Source organism: Dactylosporangium sp. NPDC049140 (genome assembly GCF_040648435.1).
On sequence record NZ_JBEZDS010000005.1, the window covers coordinates 183976 to 208921 of the forward strand.

A 24946-nucleotide genomic window follows, 5' to 3' on the forward strand; every position below is an offset into this window, starting at 1 on the left:
GCGCCCTGTGCCGCCAGGCGAACATGTTCGTCGAAGCGCGTCGATTGACACCCGCCCATGCCCGCGGCAACACTCCTCGCCAGGTTCGGACCGGAGACGCCGCCACGCCCGGCGCTCGAGACCGTACGAGAGGAATCCTCATGAGTTCGACAGTCAGGAGGGCCGGGCTCGCAGTCGTTGCCGCCACCCTGGCCCTCGCCGGGGCCGTATACGGCGTGACGAGCTCGACCGCGGCCAACGCCGCGGTGCAGCTGACCGCTCCCCAGCTGGTCGCCGACATGGGCGCCGGGTGGAACCTCGGCAATCAGCTGGAGGCCAACGCCAACGGCATTCCCAGCGAGACGGCCTGGGGCAACCCGGTCATCACCCAGGCCCTTATCGACCGGGTGAAGGCATCGGGCTTCAAGACGATCCGCATCCCCATCTCGTACCTCGGAAAGATCGGAGCCGCCCCGAACTACACCGTCGACTCGGCCTGGTTGAATCGGATCCAGGAGGTCGTCAGCTACGCCTACAACTCCGGGCTGTACGTGCTGATCAACATGCACGGCGACGGCTACAAGAGCGTGACCGGTTCCTGGCTGATCTGCGACGCATCGGACCAGACCACGATCAAGGCCAGGTATCAGAAGGTCTGGCAACAGGTCGCGACGAAGTTCGCGAGCTACAACGATCACCTGATCTTCGAGTCGATGAACGAGGAGTTCGACGGGCAGTACGGCAACCCCACCCAGCCGTGCTACTCGAACATCGTCGCCTACAACCAGATCTTCGTCGACACCGTCCGGCGGACCGGCGGCACGAACGCCTCGCGATGGCTGCTCATCCCGGGCTGGAACACCAACATCGAGTACACGACGGGCAGCTACGGCTTCTCGCTGCCCACCGACGCCTACCGGTCGTCCTCCATCCCCAGCGGCGAGCAGCGACTCATGATCTCCGTGCACTACTACGACCCGTGGGACTTCACGGGCCAGGAGGACGGCAACATCACGCAATGGGGTGCGGCCGCGACCAACTCGGCCAAGAAGTCGACCTGGGGCCAGGAAGACTACATGGACCTCATGCTGAAGAAGATGTACGACACCTTCGTCGTCAAGGGCTATCCGTTCTTCGTCGGTGAGTACGGCTCGATCGACAAAACGTCGGCCGACCCGGCGAACAACACCTACCGCGCGAACTTCGCCAAAGCACTGGTCGCCACCGTGAAGAAGTACGGCGGGGCGAGCGCCTACTGGGACAACGGCTACAACGGCCAGTACGGGTTCGGCCTGTTCAACCGCAGTTCCAACACCGTGACCCAGCAGGGCATCATCAGCGCCATCATCACCGCCGCCGGCAGCACGTCCCCCACCACCCCGCCCGTCACGCCGTCCCCGACCAAGACGCCCGGCACTCCGTCGCCCACGACCCCGACGAGCAGCCCGGGCGGCACCGGCACCTGCCGGGTCGTCAACGCGGTCAACGCGTGGAACAACGGCCTGACCAACAGCATCACCATCACCAACACCGGCAGCACCGCCATCAACGGCTGGAGCCTGGTCTTCACCCTGCCCGCCGGGCAGACCATCACCGGCGGCTGGAGCGCCACCTACTCCCCGACCAGCGGCACGGTGACCGCGACCAACGCCAGCTACAACGGCAATCTCGCCCCGGGCGGCTCCGCCACCATCGGCTACCAGGCCAGCCACACCGGCAACGCCGCCGCCCCCACCGGCTTCAAGCTCAACGGCTCCACCTGCAGCTGAACCCCCGATCGCCGGCACCGTGGCCCGGTGCACGGGAAGCCGGAATGGCTCTGCGCGCCCCGATCGGGCCGGACGGTGCACCGTCCGGCCCGATCGGGCGGATCGAGGCCGGCCGGGTCGTGTCCCCGGAGGGGCAGCGCCGCCGGTCGGAGCAGTTCGAGCTTGGAGGTCCGGCAGCGGAATGCGGCCATGGCGCCGGCGTAGGCGACGACGAGGATGCCGGCGCTCCAGATGCGGATGGGCTTGGCCGAACTCGTACGGGGTGTTGCCGTGCCAGAATGCCAGCCACGACTCTTCCCAGCCCAGACGGCACCTGTTCTCTAGCACTGTAAAGCCGCCCGACGCCCGGAACCGCCCAGCCATCCAGCTGAAGATCCAGCATCCGCTTCTGCCGCGGGTGTTGCGCGCTGGCAGGACTGTAGTCGCCACAGCGAGTGACCGCCCACAGCGACACTGGGGCTTCCTGTCCTGCCGAATACAGTGCATCCGATCATCGCCAGGGAAGCTGGCTCGACGGCTTTGGCGCACGGAGATCGATGGGCGGGCCGAGGTCGACCGCTCCGCCGATTCTGGCGACGATGCCGGATCCAGTACATGTCGCGCTGGCGAAAATCGATGACGGTCTCCGGAGCGTGTCGCCCTGGTGGATCTCGATTTCGCCATTGCCGGATGTGTCGAGCAGGTGGGCGGCAAGGCAGCCGACACTGTTGGCGTTCGCGATATCCTCGTTGACGCCGATCGCGGGGGCGAACATGCGGGCCGCGGCCGTTCTTGCGGTCGGCGACAGTGCGTAGGTGAAGCAGCCGAGATACCCGAGTCGGCGACACTCGGTTGCCAGCCGATCGAAGTCGGGCTGCATGGACAGCAGCGTCAGGTGATCCCGGACGGGGACGAGAAGTCGTGGCGTGCCGGGCGAGGCGACCCGTACGTCGGCGGCGATGTCCGCTCGTTGCAGGTCGAGGGCCGCGATTATGTCGCCGGCAGTGGCGTCGGCGTAGTCCGCCAGGGCGATGACGCCTTGGTCGAACCAGACTTCGATGCCGTTGTGGCGGCGGATGGCGGTCGTGGCGAAGGTGCGGCCTGCGGTGCGCAGGCTGCCGTGGTGCTCGGTGGCGCCGCTGCGGTGCAGCAGGACGGCTTGCGCTGCGATGGTGCCATGGCCGCAGTTCGTGAGTTCCCCGGCGCTGGTGAAGAAGCGCACCATGGGCGCGTCCGCTGTGCTGGTGTCGATGAACGCGGTGTGGGAGGTGCCGGTCCTACGGGCGATGGCGTGACGGTCGTCGTCGGTGAGCGTGGCGTCGTCGATCACGACCGCGGTGGGGCTGCCGCCTTCCCCATCGCGGGTGCAGGCGTTCACCACTGCCACCGGTGGGCCGGCCATCAGGCGGCCGTGACGTCGACGAAACGGGGGGCGCCGGGCTCGAGTTCGACGCGAGCGGTGCGGGCGGCGAAACAGATCGCGTGGTACCACCCGCACAGCAGTGGCACGTCGAGCAGCTGCCGCTCGTCGAACGATTCCTGCGCGGACCGCCACAGTTCGTCGTCGACGTCGCACGAGTCGTGCAGGGCGTCCACCATCCGGATGAGCATGGCTTCGCGGCCGGCCGTCCAGCACGGATCGTCAGGCGAGCCGCAGGTGAGCGAGGTGACCTCGGCCGGCGTGAGCTCGGCACGGTTGGCGAAGACCATCACGTGGACGCCCCACTCGTATTCGCAGCCGCAGCGTGCGCAGGTTCGCAGGATGACGATCTCCCGCTCGCGGAGTGTCAGGGACAGGAAGCGGCCGAGTTCGTACCTGCCCCAGTGGCTCATCGCGATGGTCATCGGCAAGTTCCTGGCGAACGTTCGGAACAGGCCGATAGGAGGCATTCCGGCCGGCATCATCGTGGCGAGCTGTGCCTCCACGTCCGGCGTGAACGGCGGTTCGAGCGCTGGGATGCGAGCCATGGCCAACCCCTCCAGGCGATTCGGATTCAGAATCACGGTAGCGATTCGGTTTCCGAAGCGCCAGGGGGCGGTGCTTCAAGGGTTCAGTCCTTGCCGTCCTCGCTCAGGGCCGAGGCCCACGCGTCGGACCAGCGGCCGAGCGGGCGCAATGCCTGGTAGACGCCGCGGCCCAGGTCGGTGAGCGTGTAGGCCGCGTCCGGCTGCTGAGCAACGAGCTTGGCGTCAAGGAGTTCGGTCAGCCGTTGCCGCAGGACGCTGGAGGACATGTTGTCGCAGCGCTGCCGCAGCGCGCGGAACCCGACCGGCCCATGCTGCAGCTCCCAGACGATGCGCAGGTTCCAGCGGCGGCCGAAGAGGTCGAGGGCGGCCATGAGGGGTCGTCCGGTACTCGATCCGCGTACGGGCTGGCCTGGCCTGGGTACCGTCATCGCCTGTGTCACCCCTCTTGATGCTTCGATCTTCGATACAGTAGCGTCCGGTAAGACGATTCGATTTCCGAATCGGAAGGGGTGGCTTTGTGAGGCGTCTGCACACTGCGCTGCGCGACCGGATGGGCATTGATCTGCCGATCGTGCAGGCGCCTGCGGGTTCGGCTGCGGCACCGGCCGTGTCCGAGGCCGGGGCCTCGGGATGCTGACGTTGACCCGGCAGACTCCCGAGCAGGCACGCCGCGCGTTGCGCAACGCGACCCTCCGAGGCGGGGAAGCCGCCGGCGCGGCGGCGGCAATACACCGGCCCGGCGAAGGTGATGTCGTCGCCGTCGACGCGGCCGGCAAGATGGTTCGGCAGGCCGCGCACGAAGGGCTGCATCACCTCCACGACATCGGCGCGGGCGCAACCGACAAGGCAGTGTTGTTCGACGTCGACGGCGTGCTCGTCGATTCGTACCCCGCGTACCGCCGGATCTGGAGCCGATGGGCAGACCACCGCAACCTCGATCCAGACCTGGTCTGGTCACACACCCACGGCCGCCGGCCCGTCGACACCATCCAGGTAGTAGCACCGCACCTCGACGCCGCCGCCGAATACCAGCTGATCAGGGAATTCATGGCCCACGAAGGCGACAACTTTCCGGTGTACCCCGACGCCGCCGCGGTGTTGCACCTGTTGAAGGACCGGCGGTGGGGCGTCGTCACCTCAGGCCGGACGCCCACGGTCCTGCACCGCCTGCGCGCCGGCGGGCTACCCGATCCTCCGGTCCTGGTCGACAGCAGCCAGGTCCGACGCGGCAAACCCGATCCGGAGGGCTACCTACGCGCGGCACAACTCCTCAACGTGCCGGCGCCCGACTGCCTGGTGATCGAGGACGCTCCCGCCGGCGTAGCGGCAGCTCGAACTGCAGGCATGACGGTGATCGCGGTACGCACCACCCACGCTGACGACGAACTCACCGGCGCACACCACCGCGCCGACACCCTCAGCGACGCCATCCCCCTCATCACCGACTGGCTGGACAGGACGCACCCATAAACCAAAGGAGCGAACGATTCGATCTGATCGTCGCTGGGCCCCGGCGAAAAACACCCAGCCATGAACGTCGACCCTGGGCATTGGACCGTGTAAACGGAGGTTGTCATGCACAAGCTGGTTGTCCTGTACCCCAAACCCGCCGATCCCGACCACTTCCGCGACTACTACGTGACCAACCACCTCCCGCTGGTCACGCGCATGCCCGGCCTGCTCGCGTGGCGCTACAGCTTCGACGTGGCAGCGACGCAGAGTGAGACGCCGTACTTCGCGGTCTTCGAAGCCGAGTTCGCTGACGCTGCGGCAATGACCGCGGCGAGGGAGTCTCCGCAGGGCCGGCAGGTGGCCGCCGATGTCGCCAACTACGCCACCGGTGGTGCGGTCGTCATCCACTATCCGGTGCAATACGGCACCGGCTGAGCCTGAACCCGGGCGGATGGCCCTCGAGCCGCGCCCGGCCCTACAGCAAAGGAAGGCGAGCGCCGACAACCGGAGCGACGTGAATTGTCCAGGAAGTAGCAGTAGGCCCGCAGATGGACTTCCAGGTTGTCCCTCATGGCGCCGTAGAACGGGCCGGGCACGTTGCGCCAGTTGTGCTACTCCCACTTACCCTGGAACGTCACATCGACACCGCGCCACAAGCTGCGCATGGTAAGCCGCTTGATCAGCTGCGCGGACATGCCGCAGGTCTCGTGCGCCGGGCCGACCTGAAGATCGCCACGCTCAGTGGCGACGGCTCGGCGCCGCTGGCTCGCAACCGTGCCGACGAGCGCGCGGCCGATCATGCCGGGCCGGCGTCCCGAGTGCTCCTCGACGCAAGGCCGCTACAGCGGCAACGCAACTTCCCAGTCCGCGAACGGAGGGTCCACCTCATAGCCGGCATCGCACACTTTGCGGATCCACTGCGCCGCGCGGTACTCCGCGTCGCCGTAGTTCGTCACACTGCCCGCTGCATCCACGTCCAGAACATTGGCGAAGATGGCGAAGACCTGTTCCAGGCCGGATCCGAACGCCATGACGACCGGGCGGTAATCGAAATCCTCCAGCAACTCCATGACAAGCGTGCCGTTGGCCAAATAGAACGCGAAGAAGCGAAACGCTGCCCGAACGTCCTCAGGGAGATGCGCCACGACCTGATCATCTCCTGACACACATCTCCGGTCGACGCATATCTTGCTCGAAGCGACTGATCTTCAGCCAGCCCGTGCACTGATCTGCCGCGACCCGCTCCTCAGGTCAGAGGTCTTCGGGTCACTCGCCTGGCGGAACGGGCTGGCTGTGCAGTGCGTGTCGGACCTGCTCGGCGGTCTGCCGGGTGTCGTCGTCGAAGAGGACGAGACGGAGGAGTTCGATGCTTGGCGGTGGCGTGCGCATGGCGGTCAGTGCCTGGGCGATAGCGTCCGGTTTTGGCCAGCGGTAGATGCCGGAGGAGATCAGCGGGAAGGCGACCGACGTCGCGCCGAGTTCGGCGGCGACTGCGAGGGAGTTCGCGTAGCAGCGGCGCAGTAGCGGCGAGCGGTCCTCGGTGGTGGTCCATACCGGCCCGACGGTGTGGATGACCCAGCGGGCCGGCAGGCGCCCAGCGGTCGTCGCGACGGCGTGTCCGATCGGCAGTCCGCGGCCGTATCGGCTGGCGCGCAGTGCGCGGCACTCGTCGAGGATCGCGGGGCCGCCCTTGCGGTGGATCGCGCCGTCCACCCCTCCGCCACCCAGCAGCGACGAGTTTGCCGCGTTGACGATCGCGTCCACACGCTCGGCGGTGATGTCGCCCGTGACAAGCTCGATCTGCACGATCGACATCATGACCCAGGACCGGGCCGCCGGCCCAGCAAGATATCGTCGGCGAACTGCTCGATCACGTGCGCGCTCGTGTCACCCACTCGGTCGATCGCAGCGGCAGCAGTTTCGCTGGGAGCCGCGTAGCAGTCGTGCCCGATCGGTGGCCCTGCAGAGATCCACGAACAAAGGTGAGCGGCGATGGCAAGGCCCGTCGGCGCGGGCCGGGCCGCTCCGGGTGGCGCGCATCAACGCTACTCGCTGAACGACTCGCCGGGCAGCTTTCCGCAGGTGCTGTGAGGGATTCCATCGACGCGTGCGGCTTGATGAAGCCGGCGCCGATCCGTGCTGCTGCCGTTGCGCTGACGCGGGCCCCCCGTGCATGTCAGCGCGCTGATAAGGCGGTGTCAGCGGCGGCGGCCATGGTCAGTTGGCCGGCAGACGTACGGGCCGGCGGGACCGGATGGCGACGCTCGATGGAGGGCACGATGCAGACGTTCGACACTCCCGCGCCGACCTCCGCCGTCGTCGCGAGGAGAACTGTGATGAGCGAGCAGACGGCCGGCGCGGTGGGGTTGACCGGCACCGGCGCGGGTTGCCGGCCACGGCGGCGCGGGCAGGCCGGTCCAAGACGTTGCTCCGGCTCGACCGTACGGGCGATGCCGAAGCCCGCTCGCCGCCGTTCTGGTGCGGAGCGCGAAGGCGAGCCGAAGCCGGCCACCCGGAGCCCATTCGCCAAGTTCGTTCTGATCGGCGGTGGTGTCGGGCTCGCTTCCAGTGCTGCGGTACCGCTGACGGCCACGCTCATGCCATGGGTGACCGCGAACGCGTTGATCACCGTCGTGTCCACCCTGCTGGGCACAGAACTCCACGCGCGGTTCACCTTCGGCGCTCGTCGGCGCGCGCAATGGCATCAGCACCTGCAGTCCGCCGGCTCGGCCGCGGCCGCCTACATGATCACCTCGGCTGTCATCCTCGTTCTGCACGCGGTGCAGCCGTCCGTCGGTATGTGCTGGGAGCAGGCTGCTTACCTCAGCGCCTCCGGACTCGCCGGAGCCGGGCGGTTTCTGATGCTCCGCCTGTACGTCTTCCGCGCCCAGCGGCACCCTCGGCATCGGACTCGATGATTCCGGTGCTCGTCGGCGTTCTGCTCGGTTCGGTGTCGACGTCCGTCGTCGCCGTGTACCAGGTGCAACTGGCCGGCCGGCGTGAACGCGAGGCTCGTATGCAGGATGGCCCGGAACTCCTGCTCCGCCTCGGCGTACCTGTCGTCGCTCACTCCGGCCGCAGCGCCGTCGTGGGTGTACCGGATCCGTGCGGCACACGAGCCTTGTCACCTCACCGATCTCAGCTCTCCGGGGTGAGTCGGAACACCGGCCAGCCGATCTCGGTGCGCCAGTCGGCCGGGATCGGGGTGTCGCGGGGGCCGATCACGTACGTCTCGTCGACCGGGCCGTCGACGGCCAGGGCGTGCTCCACCACCCATGACCCCAACCGGCCGTACGTGACGTCGATGTCGCCGTGTCCACCCGAATGCACGGCGACGGCGAGGTCGGCCGGGGGCAGCTCGACGACCTCGATGCGGCCGGTCGCGCGGGGTCCGCGGACCGGGCGGTACACCGTCATCATCCCGGCGCCGTCGGTGAACAGCTCGTTGGCGTAGCGGCCACCGGGCGGGCCGGTGCGCTCGGCCGGGGCGAACGCGGCGTCGAGCTCGGCCATCGCGGCGTCGTACCAGCTGGTCGAGTCCTCCAGCATGACGTGGCCGCGAACGGCCACGACGGTGCGGGCGGGCACCGAGCGCAGCTCGACCCGCAGGTCGTCCGGGTCGGGACGCAGCAACCGACGCAGCGACACGACGGCGGCCCGGGTGCGATCGAGCTCGTCCTCCAGCCGGCGCAGGTGCCCGGCGATGACGTCCGCGCGCCGCTGCGGGTCGTCGGCGGCGAGGATGGACTTCACCTCGGCCAGCGGCACGTCCAGCTCCCGCAACCGGTGGATGACCTGCGCGGACGGGATCTGCTCGGCGGCGTAGTAGCGGTAGCCGGTGAACGGGTCGACGGTGGCCGGCTCGAGCAGGCCGGTCTCGTGGTACCGACGCAGCGTCCGCACGCTCAGGTGGGTCAGCGTGGCGAACTCCCCGATGGTCAGTCCTTGGCGCATGGTTCCAGTCTTGACCCTCCTCCCGGGAGAGACTCCACCGTTGGTCTCATGGACCTTCCTCCCGCAATCACGACATATCTGACCGCCCACAACGCCCGGGACGTCGACAGCGCGATCGCGGCATACGCGTCCGACGCGGTCGTGATCGACGACGGCCGCAGCCATCACGGTACGGATGCGGTCCGCGCCTGGCTGGCCGGCGCGGCAGCCGAGTACACGTACACCACCGAGCTCATCGCCGCCACGCGGCTCGACGAGGAGCGGTACGACGTGGTGCAGCATCTGGAGGGCGATTTCCCGGGCGGGGCGGTCGACCTGCACTACCGGTTCACCCTGCGCGGCTCCTCCATCGTCCGGCTAGTGGTAGAGCCATGAGGACATGGTTCATCACCGGCGGGACGCCGGGCGGCTTCGGCATGGCGTACGCCGATGCCGCGCTCGAAACGGGTGATCAGGTGGTGCTGACCGCGCGCCGCCCGGAGCAGCTGCGGGAGTGGGCCCGGCCGCACGGCGACCGCGTCCTGGTTCTGCCGCTGGACGTCACCGACACGGCGCAGGTCCGCACCGCGGTGGCCGCCGCCGAGCAGCGCTTCGACGGGATCGACGTGCTGGTCAACAACGCCGGGCGCGGATGGTACGGCTCGATCGAAGGCATGGCCGAGGACGCGGTACGCCGCACGTTCGAGCTGAACTTCTTCGCGCTGCTCTCGGTGACCCGGGCGGTGCTGCCCGGCATGCGCGAACGGCGCCGCGGCTGGATCCTCAACATGTCCTCGGTTGCCGGCCTGCGCAGCATCGTCGGCTTCGGCTACTACAGCGCCGCGAAGCACGCGGTCGAGGCGGTGACGGCGGCACTGCGCGAGGAGGTCGCCCCGCTGGGTATCCGCGTACTGGCGATCGAGCCTGGAGCGTTCCGTACCCATGCCTATGCCGGATTTCCCGGCGAGCCGCTCACCGAGACCATTCCGGCCTACCGCCGGATGCTGGAAGACGTGCGGTCCGCGATGATCGACCAGGACGGCAAGCAGCCCGGCGACCCGCTGCGCGGCGCTCGCGCGGTCATCGCCGCGATGGCCGGGGAATCACCGCCACATCGGCTGGTACTCGGCAGCGGCGCGTACGACGCGGTGACGTCGACACTCCGCGAAGCAATTACCGACATCACCCGATCGGAGGCCGCCTCCCGCGCTGCCGACTTCCCGCCGGGAACGTGAGGCGGGGCCTCCGGCACCCTCGCCACGCGGGCGGGCTCCTGCCAACTCCTGCCTGCGTCGGCTTCCGGACAGGACGTCACCGAGGTTGGTGCCACGCTGTGCGGCATCTCGCAAACGGCCCGGAGGTCGGATTGAAAATCAGCGTGCGGGAAGTCCTGAGCCTGGTGATCGGCCTCGGCGGCGTCGCCCTGCTGGCGACCGGCATCTACCACCTCCTCGACATCGGTACCTGCGGGACGGGCGGCCCGCACGCGATCGCGCGCGAATGCCCGCAGGGCTCCGGGATCTGGGGCCCGCTCCTCCCGGTCGGCCTGGCGCTGTGGTTCATCGGCCTGTTCGTGAGCAAGGAGGGCCTGGTCAAGCCGGGCGCCGGCCAGATCGTGTGGAGCGCCCTGTTCGCCGGTGGCGGCTTCGCCCTGCTCTACCTGGTCCTCACGCAGCCCGACCTCGGCCCCGGCTCGGAGCTCGGCGCCTACATCATGGCCGCGGTCTTCCTCCCGCTCGGCCTCGGCATCTGGATCCCCGCACTGCTCAAGCTCCGGCGCAAGCAGGGCGGTGGCGCGCAACCGCAGACGACCGGCGCCGCGGTCGCCGACGACCACACGGCCTGGACGAAGCAGCTGCACCAGCTGCGCAGCGACCAGGCGCTGACGCGGGCCGAGTTCGATCAGCTCAAGGGCGACCCCGCCGGGTTCGCCGACCGGCTCGATCTGATCCAGCAGCTGGCCGACCTGAAGGCGGCGGGGCTGCTGTCCGCGGAGGAGTTCGCGGCCAAGAAGCACACCGTCATACTCGGCGGCTCGTAGGACATCTATCGTCCCGGGCGGCGTCCCCAGGCCGAGATCAGGGGCGCGAGGGTGAGGTCGAGCTCGCCGGCGTCGACGGCGGCCAGGTGCGCGTCGATCTCGGCGTCGCCGGCCAGCCCGGCGGCGAGCAACTCGGCGCGGACCATGCGTACCGTCGAAGCCTCCAACCGGTCGCAGGCCACCCCGCCGAACGGGAAGCAGCCGCTCGCCGTGACGTCGGCCAGGCCGGCCGCGCGCAACGCCCGCGGCAGCGTCCGGCCGTAGCGCAGGTCGGCGCCGCGGCGGGTCAGCAACTCCCGGACGGCGCGCCGCAGCCGGTTGGCGCGCTGCTGGGCCGGGCCGACCTCGTCCAGGCAGGCCAGCGGCTGCAGCTCGGTGTCGGCGTCCTCGACCAGCAGCCAGCCGCCGGGCCGCAGCGCCGCCACCATCGTCGCCAGCGCCCGGGCCCGGTCGGGCACGTGGACGAGCACGAGCCTGGCGTGTACCAGGTCGAACGTGCCCGGCTGCGGCGGCGGGTCGCCGACGATGTCGTGCCGGAGCACCTCGTACCCGCCGTGCGGGTCCAGCCAGGCCGGATTGATGTCCGTGGCCAGCACGTGACCGGCCGGTCCGACGGCCGTGGCGAGCGCCTCGGGAATGCTGGGGCCTCCGGCGCCGACCTCCCAGCAGCGCCAGCCCGCCTTCACTCCGAGCCGGTCGAAGTGCCCCCGGGTGACTCCGTCGAACAGCTCGGCCAGCCAGCTGAACCGCTCGCCCGCCTCCACCCGGGCGTTGTCGAGCAGGTAGCGGTGATCCGGGGCCGGCCCGAGGGGGTGCGGGGCGGCCGTGTCCGGCTCGGACCCGGGGTCGGCGAGGGGCTGCGACGAACTCACGCTCACATCCTCACGACCTACCGTGTGCTGTGCCAGTGCGACACGGTATCCCGTGCAGTCCGGCCGGAGAGCAGAGCGGGCCGTGACCCGCACGGTCACGATCGGCGTGACTCGCGGATGACCTGCCACTGCATCCAGGCGAGTTCGGGCTCGAGGTCCGCGTAACCGCGGCTGCGTTCGAGCTTCTGCGCGTCGGCGTGGGACATCGTCATGCAGCTGCCTTCGTTGGTGAGGCGTTCCACCTCGTCCTGGCGCAGGTGCCGACCGGCGTTGTCCTCGGCCGCGGTGAGCAGGGCCACCAGGGCGGGAATGAACACGGGTCGTAGTTCGCTGCGCGGATCCGCCTGACCTCCCTCGGTGCCCAGACGCCAGATGCCGAAGGGGTTGTGGCACGCGTGGCCCTGCGGGTACCCGTCGTCGGGCCAGCGCTCGAGGCGGCGGCGAGGGGTATCCAGGTCGGGGCTGAAGGTGTCGCCGCCGACCAGCACGGGGTCCTACGCCAGCCGGTACACGTTGAGCGCGCCGAGGAGCCGGCCGGCCTCCGGCGGTGGGGCCCCGACCTGCGCGTCCGGCAACCCGAACGCGTGCATGCCGCAGGTTCGCGACACACCGCGGTCCTGCAGCACCACGACGGCGCAGCTGTACAGCATCGACAGCTCGCGGCCCTCGAGAGCCCGAATCCAGTGTGCGACGGGCCAGCCCAGCTTCGACTGCTCCAGTCGCACCCCCAGCGCGCCGGCGTCGCCCAGCGCGGCGATCAGCATCGCCACCTCTCCCGCCGCCGCGCCCAGGTACACCGGCAGATCCAGGACCAGGGCGCTGCCGGCCCCGGCGACGGCGCGCTGCTCCTTCACCGACATCGTGCCGTAACTGAACGCCTGACCGAACGAGCCGTCGTCTCCACCCACTCCGCCGGCGCGCGAAAGCCGAGGTTCGGCGATGTGAGCGACTCGCCGTCCAGCGTCAGGCCGGAACGTTCGAGTGAGCGCTGCCACTGAGCCGTCGTCGCCGCGGTCCCTGGGACGAAGAGCCGCACTCCGTACGCATGATCGTCAGGCATGCAACGGAGGGTAGCGCCGCTCGTGTGGGTGCCGCCGCACCGGCCGCGTGCGTCGGGGCCGCCGGTCCAGGTACCGAGGCGTACACTCAGCGCAATATCCATGAATAGGCATGCGTCATCACGGGGGTTTGACGTGGCAGAAGGCCATTCCTGGGCGGAGCTCGTGCAGCGGGTCCGCGACGAGTGGGGCGACGCGCTGGTCCCGGTCGCACCGGAACATGTCCCGCCGCTGCTCGACGCGCGGGCCCGGGACTTTCTGACGACCGTGGGGCTGCCGGACGTCCAGGTGCGCGACATCCTGCTGATCGGCGACGAGCGACTGCTCGACGTGGCCGAGCGGGACGGGCGGCAGTACGTCGTCGTGGTGGTGCAGCAGTGGTACCGCTACGCGATCGACGTCTCGACGGGGTGGGTGCAGTACCTGCACGACGATCCCGACTACGAGGTCCCCACCAACTCGAGCATCGCCGCGTTCGTGCTGGCCGTCGGGCTGCTCAAGCATCAGCTCGACGACCTGCGGCACGCCACCGAGGAGTCGGTCGCCGAGGCGGTCGACGCCATCTGGAGCGGCTTGGAGGAATGGGACCCGGACTCGCTCACCGACGAGGAGTCCCGGTGGAACGTGCTGCTCAACGAGTACGGGATGGAGTACGACTGACATGCGGTACACCTTCCGGCTCGTGCTGTTGCGCAGTGTCGGGGCGCTCCTCGCGCTCATCGTCGGGGTCGGCTCGGCCGGCCTCGTCGTGGTTCCCGCCGCTGATGCGGCCCCGAAGCCGAACCCGAACTATCCGATCGACCGCTTCGCCGCGGGCGAACAGCTGCTGATGCCGCTGCTGATGTGGCGGTGGCGGCACACCGTGATGACGGACCCGGGCCATGTGGACCACCCCGACGATTGGGCGGGATACGGGCGCAACGTCGCCGACGCGCATTGGCAGACCGAGACCGGTGGGCAGATCACCGACTGGTACGTCGTCATGCCCAGCGTCAACGGGAGCGAGTTGAACACCAAGGTCGCGAACGTCGACATCTTCCAGTTCAACCGGAGCACGGGGCTGTGGCGGCTGGTCAACCCGGCCGGTGAGCAGCTGACGGAGGGCGGCAAGGCGGTGGTCTGGGACCAGTCCTCGACGCCGAGCTTCAAGTGGAACCTGCTGGAGTACCCGGACCTGGCCCAGGACCTCAAGGTCGGCAGGACCCACTCCGAGCCGAACCTCCGCTACTTCCTCGACCACATGATGGACGCGAAGCTGCACCTGCAGGTCGACGAGGTCGGGTCGGAGAAGATGTTCTGCTCCGGGCCGAGCGACTGCATCAACCAGCTCAAGCGGACCCACTTCCCCAACCTCCAGCGCGGCGTGGTGCTGACCAGCAAGCCGAGCCGGGCGATGATCGGCCGGATCGCCTACCCGCGCGGGAAAGACAAGGACAAGGTCAGCGAGGAGAAGAAGCAGGAGGCCCGGCAGAAGCTCAAGGACAAGCTGACCTCCGACGACGAGATCGAGCAGTCGGTCAAGGACTGGGACAAGCAGGGCCGCCCGGTCGCGGCGGGCACCCAGTTGGCCGTCGGCGGCAACAACTTCGGCGGCGGCTCCGGCAACGCCCCGGCGCAGGGTCCGGCCGTGCTGTCCAACGCCGGCACGGGCGGCGCCGGCGATCCGGGGGGCATCGACTTCACGTCGCTGCAGCTGCGGTACCTGTCGGAGAGCCCGGGCGGCGACATGCAGTACGCGTACAGCGCGTCCCCGGCCGGCCCGGGCGCGCCCCAGGACGTCGCCGGCGGGCGGCTGGCGATGGCGCAGATGTCCGACGCGTTCTACGTCTGGCTCAACCTGCCCGCGTCGACGTTCTGGGTCAACCTCAACCCGAACGAGCCCGACCGGATCGTCGACAAGAAGCTCGGCGCGACCGACGTCGGGCGGATCATGCTGCAGGCCGACCTCAACATGAAGAAGATGTCGGCCCGGCTGACCAATCCGAACACCGACCTGGGGCAGCAGTTCTGGGGCCCGCCCGACCCCAATGCGCAGCAGGAGTGCGTGGTCACCCGGCAGTGGATCGTGCCGAAGCCGGCATCGGTCTACGAGGCGGACGGCGGCATCTACATCATCGACGCGCCGCTGGAGGTCAAGGCCGAGTCGGAGATGAACAAGGGCGTGTTCGGCGACCCGTCCTGCCCGGCGCCGAGCGACCGCATGGAGAGGGTCTTCGAGCAGCTGATCCTGCCCAAGGTCGAGGACGCGGTGAACCACGCGCCGGAGTTCGCGGAGCTGCGCCGGGTGTATCTGGCTCGGGTGGCGGCCGAGTGGTACCGGCAACGCCACACGGGCGCGCTCGCGCCGATGATCGACAGCGGCGACGTACACCGCTGGCCGGCCCTGCAGTCGTGGTCGCCGAAGACGGTGTTCGACGACTACGTGAAGTCGTACCGCGACCACGAGTACAACGTGACGAAGACCGTCGACAGCGGCAACTACCGCTACACGTTCAGCTACAGCGACGGCGGCGTGGACTTCGGCAAGGTCCCGTTCGCGGCGGTGCCCAAGAACACGTTCCAGCAGCAGTACTCCGACGTGTCGAAGGCCGTCGGCCAGTCCTTCCAGCAGCGCACTCCAGACGCCCACAACCGGATCTGGCTGGGCGCCACCGCCAAGGTGAAGGAGGAGCCACTCGACTACACCGCCGGCGACGACGGCTACGGCGAGGACGGTCCCGTGCCCGACTACGCGCTCGAGCCCGGCTTGTCCTACGCGGCCATCACCGGCTGGTCGCTCCTGGCCATCCTGGTCCTGTTCATCGCCGGCATGGTCACGGTCGTGGTCCTCAACGTCCGAGCGACCCAGCGGCGCCGGCTCGCCGTCCCGATGGGCCAGCCACCCCGTCCCCCGATGCCACCTGGGCTGCAACCGCCGCCGCCACCACCGCCGGGTGGCTATCGCCCCTGACGCTTGGCCGGGAGACAGGGCCGCACCGCCGCCAAGGAGGAAGAGCAATAATCTGAGCCGGGTCCGAGGCGTCTGCGGACGCGACTTGTTGCCGTGGTTGCGCGCCGTCGGGGTCGCCGAGCGGGCCGCGACGCGCGCGGTCACGATCGGGCTTCGGGCGCGGAGCTGCCGCAGGTCGCGGGCCGGCAAACCGATGGCCTGGCTTACGCCACCAGCTCCTCGCTCAGGGTCCACAGGCGGGCGGCGGCCTCGGGGTCGCGGGCCAGGGCGCTCGGCTCGATCTGTTTGCCGCGGAAGAAGTAGCCGCCGGTGACCTCGGCCGCCTCGGGGGCGGTGGCCAGGTAGACCGGGGTGGCCGCGCCGGTCCGGACGGTGCCCATGAACGGTTTGGCGGCCGCGACGAGCAGTTTGGTGACGCCGCGGACCTCGCGGCCCAGCTGGGTGCGGATGAGGCCCGGGTGCAGGCAGTTGGCGACGACGCCGGTGCCGGCCAGGCGCTTGGCCAGTTCAGCCGTGAACAGGATGTTCGCCAGTTTCGACAGCGGGTAGCTCGGCTCGCCGCGGGCCAGTTCGTCCCACGGGATCTGCTTGGCCGAACTGTGCACGTTCGACGACACCGTGATCACGCGGGCCGGTGCGCTGCCCACCAGCCGTTCCCGCAGCAGGCTGGTCAGCAGGAACGGCGCCAGGTGGTTGACGGCGAACATGGTCTCGTAGCCGTCGGCCGTGAACCGCCGCTCGAGCATGATCACACCAGCGTTGTTGTCGAGGACGTCGAGGCGGTCGTACCGCTCCAGCACCTCGGCGGCCAGCCGGCGCACTTCGGCCAGGCTCGACAGGTCGGCCGTCAGGAGGTCCACCTCGGCGCCGGGCGCCCGGTGCCGGATCTCCTTGACCGCCGCCCGCCCTCGCTCGGGGTCGCGCCCGACGACGATCACGGTGGCGCCCAGCTCGGCCAGCCGGGCCGCCGTCTCCCGGCCGATCCCGCTGGTGCCGCCGGTCACCAGGCACACCTTGCCGCGCATTGTGGTCATTGACCCTCCCAGGTCCGGCCGAAGACGATCAGGCGGCGTCGATCGGGGTGCCGGTGCGGTCGGCGCGGGCCGCGCCCCAGTCGTACAAGGCCTGCAACACGGGGGCAAGGCTGCGGCCCTCGTCGGTCAGGGCGTACTCGACGTGCGGCGGGCTCGCGACGAGGGCGCGGCGGGTCACCAGGCCGTCGGCCTCCAGTTCGCGCAGGCGCTGGGTCAGCATTTTCTCCGACACGTCCGGCATGCGGCGGCGCAGTTCGCCGTAGCGGTGCACGCCCTCCTTCAGGTGGGCCAGGATCACCGGGCGCCACTTGCCGCCGATGACGTCGACGGCCAGTTCGACCGGGCAGTGGTACCGCTTCATCAGGGTCCCCCAAACGCACCGAAAAGTGCGTACTTGTGGCCGTCCGGCCACGCATGATCCAGTCAAGTGTGACTCCGACACTCTACGAATGGGCGGGCGGCGGCGCGGCGTTCGAACGGCTCACCGAGGTGTTCTACCGCGAGGTCGTCAAGGACGAGGTGCTCGCGCCCGTGTTCGCGCACATGGACCCGCAGCATGCGCACTACGTGGCGATGTGGCTCGCCGAGGTGTTCGGCGGGCCGGCGAGCTACACGGAGCAGCGCGGCGGCTACCCGCACATGCTCGGCCGGCACCTGGGCCGCGGCATCACCGAGGTTCAGCGGCGGCGCTGGCTCGACCTGCTCATGACCGCGGCCGACGAGGCCGGGCTGCCCGACGACCCCGAGTTCCGGGCCGCGTTCGTCGGCTACCTGGAGTGGGGCACCCGGCTCGCGGTGGGCAACTCCCGGCCGGGCGCGGAACCGGTACAGGAAGCACCGGTCCCGCGCTGGGGCTGGGGCGTGGCGCCCCCGTACAAGGCCTAGCCGGCGACAGACGGGGCCCAGGTCATGTCGATCTGGTTCTGGTAGTTGACGTACCCGTGCCGGGCGAACGCGCGCGCCATCGGCACGTTGCCGACGTCGGTGTTCGCCCGGATGCGGGGGATGTCGTGCGCGGCCAGCACGCGGGTGCCCTCGGCGAGGATCGCGTCGATGTACCCGTGGCCGCGGTGCCCGGGCAGCACCCCGATGTACGCGATGATCGGCCCGTAGTCGTTGCGCGCCGGGAACACGAACCCGACGGGCTCGCCGTCGGGCCGCGTGCCGACGCGCCACCACTCCTGCGGGCTCGGCCACCGCTCGAGCTCGCCGTGGAAGTGCTCCTCGGCGACCGCGCGCGGGCTCATCCGCGTGAGGTCGGCGCGGTTGTGCGCGTCGAGGGTGCCCTCGACGGTTCGGGTCATCAGCTCGAGCGCCTCCTCGGCGCCCGTGAAGCCGCGGAACCGCAGCCGGCCGTCGTCGGGCGCGACGGGCGTGCCCGGCCGCCATTCGAGGCGGAGCCGTTCGACGAGCAGGCGCGCGCCGAGACGCTCCAGAACGGCCATTCGCTGCTGTACCGCCGCCGGGTCCCGCTGCCAGTCCGGCGGGATGAAGCGGAGGTACTCGGGCGGGACCGACCCGTGGGGGACGACCTTCTCCATCGCGGTGCGCACGAGCGTCTCCGCGGTCTCCGCGTGCCCGTCGGCGAAGTCGAAGAAGTCCATGAGGTACGGCTCGGAGGCGCCGGGCCGCGACCACCAGGCGGCGCGGGCGACGACCGTGCCGTCGTGCTCGGCGATCCAGATCCACTCGGGGCGGCGGTTGCCGCGTTCGAGGTCGTCGGCGACCTCGTCGTCGAGGTCGTAGGTCAGCTGGAGGAAGAGCGGAAGTTCATCCGGCCCGGTGATCGGGCGGAAGGTGGCGTGCATGTGTGGCTGCTCCAATGTGTGGTGCTCGGACTGCGAACATGACCGGCTCCTCCCATCTGGCGATCACTCGTCGCCGCCGACCTTCCTACCGGCTCGGCCCCGGGTCCGCAAGCGCATTTCCGTGAGCATCGCGTCGACCGAGCCGGCCGGGTCGGTGATCGGGAACTGCACGGCCCGCACCGTGCCGGCCGGGTCGAGCAGCAGCGTGAGGCGCTTGAGCCGGTCGGTGCCGGCGACGCGGAACGTGGGCAGGCGCAGCGCGGCGGCGAGGCGCACGTCCTGGTCGGACAGCAGCGGGAACGGCAGCCGCGCGTGCTCGGCGAAGGCCTGCAGCTGGTCGGGGCGCTGGGTGCTGACCCCGCGGATGCGCGCGCCGAGCGCGCGGAAGGCGGGCTCCCGCTCGGCGTACGTCAGCGACTCCAGCGTGCACCCGATGGCGCCCGGGATGTCGCCCCACCCGGGCGGGTGCCCGCCGGAGCCCGGGGCGAAGGCGCCGGGGAAGCAGTACAGCACCGTCCAGTCCTCCCCCGCCATCCCGGGCACGACGTGGCCCTCGAGCGCGTGGACCCGGTGCGCCTCGGGCGCGGTGCCGATCGCGTCGAGCGAGCCGTCGCCCATGACGTGGCGCGAGCCCCAGTCCTGCAGCGCGATGAGCACCGGCAGCAGCCCCTCGCCCTTGGGTGTGAGCACGTAGTCGTGGCGGGGCGGGTGCTGGGAGTACGGCCGCCGCAGCAGCACGCCGTGCTCGACCAGGGCGCCGAGCCGCTCGGTCAGGGCGCGCCGGCTCACGCCGAGCCCCCGCGCGAGCGCGTCGAAGCGGGTGGTGCCCCCGGCGATGTCGCGCACGATCAGGAACGTCCACCAGTCGCCCATGACCCCGAGCGCCTGCGCGATCCCGCAGTCGGCGTCGGCGAGTTCTTCTTGCCGCACCCATGCATTATAGTGAGTTCCAATCTGGAACTGACTCGCGATGCGGACGGGGGTGCGAGATGTTCTGGCGCTGGTGGTCGGCGTTCGCGACCGGCTCGGCGGGCTCCGCGATCAGCGCGGTGGCGCTGCCGCTGACGGCCCTGACGGTGCTCGACGCGAGCCCGGTGCAGATGGGTCTGGTCGCGGCCGCCGGCTACGCGGCGTGGCTGCTCATCGGCATGCCGGCCGGGGTGCTCGTGCAGCGGCTGCCCCTGCGCGGCACTCAGATCGCCATGGACCTGCTGCGCGCCGGCGCGGTCGCGTCGATACCGGTCGCCTGGTACCTCGGCGTGCTCACCATCGCCCAGCTGATCGCTGTCGCGCTCGCGGTGAGCCTGGCGACCGTCGTGTTCGGCATCGCCACCGCGACCTTCGTGCCCGCGATCGTGCCCCGCGAGCAGCTGCAGTCCCGCAACAGCCTCAACTCGGCCACCGAGGCGGTCGTCCAGCTCGGCGGCCCGTCGGCCGGCGGCCTCCTCGTGCAGGCGCTCGGCCCCGTGCCCACGCTGCTCGCCGACATGGTCAGCTACCTCGTCTCGGCCGCGCTGCTGCGCACGCTGCCGCCGCGGCGCACCCCGGTCCCCGAGGCGTGGCCGCCGATGCGCCGCATGATCGCCGAGGGCTGGCGGTTCGTCGCCCGCCACCCCGTGATGGCGCCGGGCATGTGGACGGCGACGGCCGTCAACTTCGTGTGCGGGGCGCAGCTGGCGCTGTTCCCGCTGTACCTCGTCCGGGACCTGCACACCCCGCCCGGCCTCGTCGGGTTCCTGCTGGCCGCCGAGGGCGCCGGCTCCCTGGCCGGAGCCGCCCTCGCGGGCCGCCTCGCCAACGCCCGCGCCCTCATCGGCGCGTCGCTGGTCGCCGTGGCCGGCGCGGCGATCATTCCCCTCGGCACCGGCCCGGCCGCCTACGCCGCCTTCGCGCTGGGCAACGTCGTCTTCGCCGGCGGCGTGGTGATCCTGAGCATCACGACGCGCACCTACCGCCAGCTCGCGACGCCCCCGTCACTGCTGCCGCGGGTGGCCGCGACGGTCCGGTTCGTGTCGTGGGGCGCGATCCCGGTCGGCGGCCTCCTGGCCGGGTTCCTCGCGGACGCGGCGGGCGCCCGGGCGGCCCTCTTCGCCTTCGCGGCGGCGACGGTACTCGCACCGCTCGCGCTGCTGCGCAGTCCCCGAATCCGCTCAGCTGCTCTGGATCCGCACGACGACCTCGGCATCGGTGACCTTCTGCACCGAGATGTCGAAGCCCTGGGCCTGGGTGCTGCCGTCGACGGGCACGCTGACGACGGTGCCGCCGACGTCGAGCTTGACCTGCCCGTTGTCGACCCCGACGAGCTTGACGTCGACGCCGAGCACCGAGGACTCGGCCTCGACCCCGCGGTCGAACGTGACCGTGCACGAGTTGGTGGTGCAGTCGACGTTGTCGCTGCTGCAGGCGGCGACGCCGCCGAGCGCGAGCACGAGGGCGGCGGTGACCGCGGCGAACCTTCGGGTCAGAGTCGTCGTCATGTGAATCAAGTGTAGGCGGCCCGCGCCAGCAGGCTCTTCAGCGAGCCCATGCCGTAGTGGTCGACGTCGCCGGCCATCGCCGCGGCCTCGCGCACGTACGGCCGCGGGTCGATGCCGAGCACCTTCGCGCGCTCGCACAGCGCGTGCAGGGCCATCAGCTCGTCGCGGGTGTCGTCGCCCTGGTCGCGCAGGCACAGGTGGATCAGGCGGGCGCGCAGCTCCCCGGCGGTGTGCCACCCCACGGACAGGTGCGCCGGGTCCCCCTTGAACCGTTCGCGCAGCGCCGCCCGCTCGGCCTCGTCGCCGGCCGCGTAGCGCTCGATGAGCGCGCCGAGCTCGTCCACCCCGCCAGGGTAGATGCCGCATGATGGGCCGATGGACTCGCCGGCCTCGCGGGCGCTGCTCGCGCTCGAGCTCGTGCAGGGCAGCCCCGGCATCACCGCCGAACGGATCGGCGAGCGGCTCGGGGTGTCGGAGCGCGCGGCCCGCCGCTACGTCGGCATCCTGCGCGAGGCCGGCATCCCGATCGAGTCGGTGCGGGGGCCCTACGGCGGGTACCGCGTCGGGCGGGGCCTGCGCCCGGCGCCGCTGATGTTCACCGCGACCGAGGCGCTCGGCCTGGTCATGGCCGTGCTCGACGGCCGCCGCGACACCGCCGCCGACGCCGCCCTGGCCAAGCTCATCCGGGCGCTGCCGGCGCCGGTCGCCGCCCCGGCCTCCTCGGTACTGCGCGCCGCGGCGACCGGCCCCGCGCTCCCCGACCGCGCCGACCCCCTGGTCACGAGCGCGCTGGTGCAGGCCAGCTCCGACCGGAGGCGGGTCCGCGTGCGCTACCGCACCGCGTCCGGCTCGCAGTTCGACGCCGACGTCGAGCCGTGGGCCGTCGTGGTGCGCCACGGCCGCTGGTACCTCCTGTGCTTCTCCGACCACGCCGGCGCCCGCCGCGCGTACCGCATCGACCGCGTCGGCGCCGTCGAGGTGCTCGCGTCCGGCTTCACGCCGCCGGAGGGCCTCGACCCGATGGCGGCGCTGGAGGAGCAGCTCGCCGAAGGCTGGGAGTTCGCGGTCGAGGTGCTCGTCGCGGCGCCGCTGGCCGAGGCCGCCGCGCGCGTGCCGCGGTCGCTGGGCCGCCTGGAGGCCGCGGGCCCGGACCGCTGCCGGCTGCTCGCCACGACCGGCGATCCGCACTGGTACGCCCAGCAGCTCGCCGCGTTCCCGGCGCCGATCCGCGTCGTGGGCGGGCCGGAGCTGCGCGCGGCCGTCGAGTCGGTCGGCCGCCGGCTCACGGACGCGTGTGGCGCCGATCCAGGTACCACATGAACAGTCCAGCGACCGCTATCGTACTGACGGCGACGTGGAGCGCGGTGAGCGGCCACGCGTGGGGCCGCAGGAGGACGCCGCTCTCGAGCAGCAGCAGGGCCGCGAAGGTCGCCACCGACGAGCGGCTCCAGGCCCGCCCACTCTGCCGGGCCGGTCGCCACGCCCGCGAGCGCACCCACTGCGTGGCCGCGACCACCGCGACCGCGAACCCGGCGAGGCTCAGCCCGGTACCAATCCAATCACGCACATGTATGTATTACCGCATCGGCGGCCGTTCGGGGCGTGAATCGCGGTCGATTCCCGGCGTGTCCCGGCGCCCCCGGCCCGCCGGTCAGCTCGCCTGACGGGTCGGCATGATGGTGACCTGCTGGAGGTTGACCCGGCGCGGCAGGGCGGCGGTGAAGGCGATGACCTCGGCGATGTCCTCGGGCTCGAGCCACTCGACGGTCTGCTTCGACTCGGCGAGCCAGTCCTGGGCGCCCTCGTCGGTGACGTGCCTCTGCAGCTCGGTACCGACGATGCCCGGCTCGATCGCCGAGACGCGCACGTCCTTCGCGCCGAGCTCCACGCGCAGGTGGCGGGACAGGTGGGTGATGAACGCCTTCGTCGCCGCGTAGACGGCGAAGTTCGGGAAGATGTTCTGCGCCGCGATCGACGAGGTGTTCACCAGGTCGGCCGGGCGCCCGGCGGCCGCGGCGGCCACCAGCTGCGGTACCACGGCACCGATGGTGTGCATGGCCGCGCTCACGTTCAGGTCGATCTGGTGCTGCCACTGGTCCGTGCGCAGCTCCTCGATCGGAGCCGGGAGCATCACCCCGGCGTTGTTGACGACCAGGTCGGCCGGGCCGTGCTCGGCGGCGGCCTGCTCGGCCGCGGCCTTGAGGGCGTCGGCGTCGGTGACGTCGACGGCCACGCCGAGGGCCGTCCCGCCGGCGTCGACGATCCGGCCGGCGAGCTCGTCGAGGCGGTCCTTGCGGCGGGCGAGCAGCGCGACCCGGGCCCCGCGCTCGGCCAGCAGCGTGGCGGTGGCCGCCCCGATGCCGCTGGAGGCGCCGGTGATCAGCGCGACGCGGCCCTGCAGGGAGTCGGTCATGGCTTCTCCTCGTGCCGGGGACGGCGGGTCCGTCCGCCCCTCCAGCGAACCCGGGCGGCGCCGCCCCATACTCCCCCGCCGGGTGTGACGGCCGCGGTCAGGCCACGACGTCGATGTCCCGGCGGACGTCCGGGGCGTGCGCGGCGGCGTCGGCGAAGGCCTGCTCCTCGGCGTCGTCGTCGCGGGTCATCGGCAGGATCGGGCCGCGCCAGCCGCAGTCGCAGCGGGCCTGGTAGAAGTCGTCCTCGCCGGCCGAGGTCAGGGCGACGGAGGCCCGGTGGCGCAGCTCGATCGTGTACAGCCCGCTGGTCCACAGGACCGCGACGACGGCGGCGACGGCGGTCAGGCCCGCCACGGCCGCGCTCACCGGGAGCGCGACGGCGGCCGGGATCGTGGTGCCGCCGCCGTCGATCGGCAGGCCGAACGAGGCCGCGCACAGGACGATGAGCCAGAACGGCAGGCGCAGGACGAACATCGGGCGGGTGCGCAGGTAGGGCGCGAGCAACGCCCCGGCCACGACGCCGACGGCGGTGTAGAGGTACAGCAGGCCGGAGCCGTGGGCGAGCCACAGCGCCCGCAGGAAGGCGGCCGCGGCCGCCGGTGGGAGCAGCACCAGCAGGACGAGTGACAACTCGGTGGGACGCACCTTGTCCACGCCATCGATGATGGCAGACGCAGGCGAGCCGCCGGGGGCTACACCGGCTCCGGCCGGGCCCGCAGGACCGAGCCGAGGTGGTCGGCGGCGCCGCACAGGGCCTGGACGGCGTCGGCCGCCACGGGGCCCGGCGGGGGCGGCGCCGACAGCAGCTCGACCAGCACCCCGAGGGTCGTGGCCACGGCGTCGGCGACCGGGTCGGGGCGGCGGCCGCGCTGCCGGGTCACGGTGTGCTGGGCCCAGGCCAGGCGGGCCCGCTGGAGCCGGTCGACCCCGCCGGCGCCGGCCGCGGCCCGGTCGGCCGCCCAGTGCAGGTCGGCCCGGTCCTCGACGTCGAGGCCGGCGAGGGTCTCGAGGGCCTCCTGCCGGTCGACGAGCGCGGCCGCGATGTGGGCCAGCAGGTGTGCGCGGCGGCGGTCGGCGCCGAGGTCCTGCATGATGTACAACGGATCTCCGTCGACGCCGAGCACGGTCATCGCCCGCAGCAGGTCGTCGGTGCTGGGCAGCGGGTCCATGCGCGCCACCCTAGACCGGCCCGGCCGCCCCGGCTGTGACGAA

The 24946-nt window shown here is 70.9% G+C and carries 30 protein-coding genes and 1 pseudogene; 12 read left to right on the forward strand and 19 right to left on the reverse strand.

All coding sequences use genetic code 11. From position 1 onward, the window contains the following. The first annotated feature begins 140 nt into the window (after window positions 1-140). Window positions 141-1748 carry a cellulase family glycosylhydrolase gene (locus AB0B76_RS11435; RefSeq protein WP_360373214.1) on the forward strand — a complete coding sequence of 536 codons (1608 nt, stop codon included), beginning with the start codon at window positions 141-143 and terminating at the stop codon, window positions 1746-1748. A 490-nt stretch (window positions 1749-2238) separates the two neighbouring features. On the opposite strand, the gene AB0B76_RS11440 is transcribed toward AB0B76_RS11435, so the two are convergent. The 3 genes from AB0B76_RS11440 to AB0B76_RS11450 are packed head-to-tail and all read right to left on the reverse strand — an operon-like array spanning window position 2239 to window position 4066. Continuing rightward, window positions 2239-3105, reverse strand: a complete 867-nt coding sequence (locus AB0B76_RS11440; RefSeq protein WP_360373217.1) for a PhzF family phenazine biosynthesis protein — start codon at window positions 3103-3105, stop codon at window positions 2239-2241. 23 nt (window positions 3106-3128) lie between these two features. Beyond that, a complete protein-coding gene (locus AB0B76_RS11445; protein ID WP_360373220.1) occupies window positions 3129-3731 on the reverse strand; it encodes a carboxymuconolactone decarboxylase family protein in 603 nt (200 codons plus the stop codon). 47 nt (window positions 3732-3778) lie between these two features. Beyond that, window positions 3779-4066, reverse strand: coding sequence for a helix-turn-helix domain-containing protein (locus AB0B76_RS11450; RefSeq protein ID WP_360373223.1), 288 nt, complete (start codon window positions 4064-4066; stop codon window positions 3779-3781). A gap of 259 nt (window positions 4067-4325) precedes the next feature. On the opposite strand from AB0B76_RS11450, the gene AB0B76_RS11455 reads away from it, so the two are divergent. Both AB0B76_RS11455 and AB0B76_RS11460 read left to right on the forward strand, forming a co-directional pair. Then, the gene (locus tag AB0B76_RS11455; RefSeq protein WP_360373226.1) at window positions 4326-5165 is read left to right on the forward strand and encodes an HAD-IA family hydrolase; all 840 of its coding nucleotides are present in this window, start codon (window positions 4326-4328) and stop codon (window positions 5163-5165) included. 105 nt (window positions 5166-5270) lie between these two features. Next, window positions 5271-5582, forward strand: coding sequence for an EthD family reductase (locus AB0B76_RS11460; RefSeq protein ID WP_360373228.1), 312 nt, complete (start codon window positions 5271-5273; stop codon window positions 5580-5582). Between the two features lie 176 nt (window positions 5583-5758). Here AB0B76_RS11460 and AB0B76_RS11465 read toward each other — a convergent pair whose 3' ends face one another. The 3 genes from AB0B76_RS11465 to AB0B76_RS11475 form a co-directional block, all read right to left on the reverse strand. After that, window positions 5759-5947, reverse strand: coding sequence for a hypothetical protein (locus AB0B76_RS11465; RefSeq protein ID WP_360373231.1), 189 nt, complete (start codon window positions 5945-5947; stop codon window positions 5759-5761). Window positions 5948-5986: 39 nt separating this feature from the next. Continuing rightward, entirely contained in the window at window positions 5987-6292 is a 306-nt protein-coding gene (locus tag AB0B76_RS11470; protein ID WP_360373234.1) for a hypothetical protein, read from the reverse strand. Between the two features lie 121 nt (window positions 6293-6413). Next, window positions 6414-6953, reverse strand: coding sequence for an O-acetyl-ADP-ribose deacetylase (locus AB0B76_RS11475; RefSeq protein WP_360373641.1), 540 nt, complete (start codon window positions 6951-6953; stop codon window positions 6414-6416). A gap of 473 nt (window positions 6954-7426) precedes the next feature. Between AB0B76_RS11475 and AB0B76_RS11480 the strand changes: the two genes are divergently transcribed. Continuing rightward, window positions 7427-8065 carry a GtrA family protein gene (locus AB0B76_RS11480; RefSeq protein ID WP_360373237.1) on the forward strand — a complete coding sequence of 213 codons (639 nt, stop codon included), beginning with the start codon at window positions 7427-7429 and terminating at the stop codon, window positions 8063-8065. 220 nt (window positions 8066-8285) lie between these two features. Here the strand turns inward: AB0B76_RS11480 and AB0B76_RS11485 are convergent, their stop codons facing one another. After that, on the reverse strand, window positions 8286-9101 hold the full coding sequence (locus AB0B76_RS11485; protein ID WP_360373240.1) for a MerR family transcriptional regulator: 816 nt from the start codon (window positions 9099-9101) through the stop codon (window positions 8286-8288). A 48-nt stretch (window positions 9102-9149) separates the two neighbouring features. Between AB0B76_RS11485 and AB0B76_RS11490 the strand changes: the two genes are divergently transcribed. The 3 genes from AB0B76_RS11490 to AB0B76_RS11500 all read left to right on the forward strand — a co-directional run bounded on the left by AB0B76_RS11490 (window position 9150) and on the right by AB0B76_RS11500 (window position 11121). After that, a complete protein-coding gene (locus AB0B76_RS11490; RefSeq protein ID WP_360373243.1) occupies window positions 9150-9476 on the forward strand; it encodes a nuclear transport factor 2 family protein in 327 nt (108 codons plus the stop codon). After that, complete coding sequence (locus AB0B76_RS11495; protein WP_360373246.1) at window positions 9473-10315, forward strand: SDR family NAD(P)-dependent oxidoreductase; 843 nt, start codon at window positions 9473-9475, stop codon at window positions 10313-10315. Before AB0B76_RS11490 ends, AB0B76_RS11495 begins: the two co-directional genes overlap by 4 nt. 98 nt (window positions 10316-10413) lie before the next feature. After that, entirely contained in the window at window positions 10414-11121 is a 708-nt protein-coding gene (locus AB0B76_RS11500; RefSeq protein ID WP_360373249.1) for an SHOCT domain-containing protein, read from the forward strand. Between the two features lie 5 nt (window positions 11122-11126). On the opposite strand, the gene AB0B76_RS11505 is transcribed toward AB0B76_RS11500, so the two are convergent. The 3 genes from AB0B76_RS11505 to AB0B76_RS11515 form a co-directional block, all read right to left on the reverse strand. After that, window positions 11127-11993 carry a methyltransferase domain-containing protein gene (locus AB0B76_RS11505; RefSeq protein ID WP_360373252.1) on the reverse strand — a complete coding sequence of 289 codons (867 nt, stop codon included), beginning with the start codon at window positions 11991-11993 and terminating at the stop codon, window positions 11127-11129. A gap of 95 nt (window positions 11994-12088) precedes the next feature. Continuing rightward, complete coding sequence (locus tag AB0B76_RS11510; protein ID WP_360373255.1) at window positions 12089-12481, reverse strand: hypothetical protein; 393 nt, start codon at window positions 12479-12481, stop codon at window positions 12089-12091. Between the two features lie 6 nt (window positions 12482-12487). Then, window positions 12488-12847, reverse strand: a complete 360-nt coding sequence (locus AB0B76_RS11515; RefSeq protein ID WP_360373258.1) for a hypothetical protein — start codon at window positions 12845-12847, stop codon at window positions 12488-12490. A gap of 339 nt (window positions 12848-13186) precedes the next feature. On the opposite strand from AB0B76_RS11515, the gene AB0B76_RS11520 reads away from it, so the two are divergent. Together AB0B76_RS11520 and AB0B76_RS11525 are read left to right on the forward strand one after the other, a co-directional pair. Continuing rightward, window positions 13187-13711 (forward strand): SUKH-4 family immunity protein, encoded by a 525-nt coding sequence (locus tag AB0B76_RS11520; protein ID WP_360373261.1) that lies wholly within the window; start codon window positions 13187-13189, stop codon window positions 13709-13711. Window position 13712: 1 nt separating this feature from the next. Continuing rightward, a complete protein-coding gene (locus AB0B76_RS11525) occupies window positions 13713-16001 on the forward strand; it encodes a hypothetical protein (protein WP_360373264.1) in 2289 nt (762 codons plus the stop codon). Between the two features lie 203 nt (window positions 16002-16204). On the opposite strand, the gene AB0B76_RS11530 is transcribed toward AB0B76_RS11525, so the two are convergent. Continuing rightward, window positions 16205-17035, reverse strand: a complete 831-nt coding sequence (locus AB0B76_RS11530; RefSeq protein WP_360373267.1) for an SDR family oxidoreductase — start codon at window positions 17033-17035, stop codon at window positions 16205-16207. A 28-nt stretch (window positions 17036-17063) separates the two neighbouring features. Next, complete coding sequence (locus tag AB0B76_RS11535; RefSeq protein WP_360373270.1) at window positions 17064-17396, reverse strand: helix-turn-helix domain-containing protein; 333 nt, start codon at window positions 17394-17396, stop codon at window positions 17064-17066. A gap of 68 nt (window positions 17397-17464) precedes the next feature. Between AB0B76_RS11535 and AB0B76_RS11540 the strand changes: the two genes are divergently transcribed. Further along, window positions 17465-17920 carry a group II truncated hemoglobin gene (locus AB0B76_RS11540; protein ID WP_360373273.1) on the forward strand — a complete coding sequence of 152 codons (456 nt, stop codon included), beginning with the start codon at window positions 17465-17467 and terminating at the stop codon, window positions 17918-17920. Here AB0B76_RS11540 and AB0B76_RS11545 read toward each other — a convergent pair. Together AB0B76_RS11545 and AB0B76_RS11550 are read right to left on the reverse strand one after the other, a co-directional pair. Further along, window positions 17917-18843 carry a GNAT family N-acetyltransferase gene (locus tag AB0B76_RS11545; protein ID WP_360373277.1) on the reverse strand — a complete coding sequence of 309 codons (927 nt, stop codon included), beginning with the start codon at window positions 18841-18843 and terminating at the stop codon, window positions 17917-17919. The genes AB0B76_RS11540 and AB0B76_RS11545 overlap by 4 nt on opposite strands. Window positions 18844-18906: 63 nt before the next feature. Then, on the reverse strand, window positions 18907-19773 hold the full coding sequence (locus AB0B76_RS11550; RefSeq protein ID WP_360373280.1) for a winged helix-turn-helix transcriptional regulator: 867 nt from the start codon (window positions 19771-19773) through the stop codon (window positions 18907-18909). 59 nt (window positions 19774-19832) lie between these two features. Between AB0B76_RS11550 and AB0B76_RS11555 the strand changes: the two are divergent. Further along, window positions 19833-20984, forward strand: a pseudogene (locus AB0B76_RS11555) (MFS transporter); the annotation flags it as partial. Window positions 20985-21325: 341 nt separating this feature from the next. On the opposite strand, the gene AB0B76_RS11560 reads toward AB0B76_RS11555, so the two are convergent. After that, the gene (locus tag AB0B76_RS11560; RefSeq protein ID WP_360373283.1) at window positions 21326-21664 is read right to left on the reverse strand and encodes a hypothetical protein; all 339 of its coding nucleotides are present in this window, start codon (window positions 21662-21664) and stop codon (window positions 21326-21328) included. A gap of 31 nt (window positions 21665-21695) precedes the next feature. Between AB0B76_RS11560 and AB0B76_RS11565 the strand changes: the two genes are divergently transcribed. Beyond that, window positions 21696-22640 carry a WYL domain-containing protein gene (locus tag AB0B76_RS11565; RefSeq protein ID WP_360373286.1) on the forward strand — a complete coding sequence of 315 codons (945 nt, stop codon included), beginning with the start codon at window positions 21696-21698 and terminating at the stop codon, window positions 22638-22640. On the opposite strand, the gene AB0B76_RS11570 is transcribed toward AB0B76_RS11565, so the two are convergent. The 4 genes from AB0B76_RS11570 to AB0B76_RS11585 all read right to left on the reverse strand — a co-directional run bounded on the left by AB0B76_RS11570 (window position 22603) and on the right by AB0B76_RS11585 (window position 24903). After that, the gene (locus AB0B76_RS11570; RefSeq protein ID WP_360373289.1) at window positions 22603-22887 is read right to left on the reverse strand and encodes a hypothetical protein; all 285 of its coding nucleotides are present in this window, start codon (window positions 22885-22887) and stop codon (window positions 22603-22605) included. The genes AB0B76_RS11565 and AB0B76_RS11570 overlap by 38 nt on opposite strands. Window positions 22888-22971: 84 nt before the next feature. After that, a complete protein-coding gene (locus AB0B76_RS11575; protein ID WP_360373292.1) occupies window positions 22972-23733 on the reverse strand; it encodes an SDR family oxidoreductase in 762 nt (253 codons plus the stop codon). A 97-nt stretch (window positions 23734-23830) separates the two neighbouring features. After that, window positions 23831-24388 carry a hypothetical protein gene (locus AB0B76_RS11580; RefSeq protein WP_360373295.1) on the reverse strand — a complete coding sequence of 186 codons (558 nt, stop codon included), beginning with the start codon at window positions 24386-24388 and terminating at the stop codon, window positions 23831-23833. A gap of 38 nt (window positions 24389-24426) precedes the next feature. Beyond that, complete coding sequence (locus tag AB0B76_RS11585) at window positions 24427-24903, reverse strand: hypothetical protein (protein ID WP_360373298.1); 477 nt, start codon at window positions 24901-24903, stop codon at window positions 24427-24429. Between the last annotated feature and the right edge of the window lie 43 nt (window positions 24904-24946).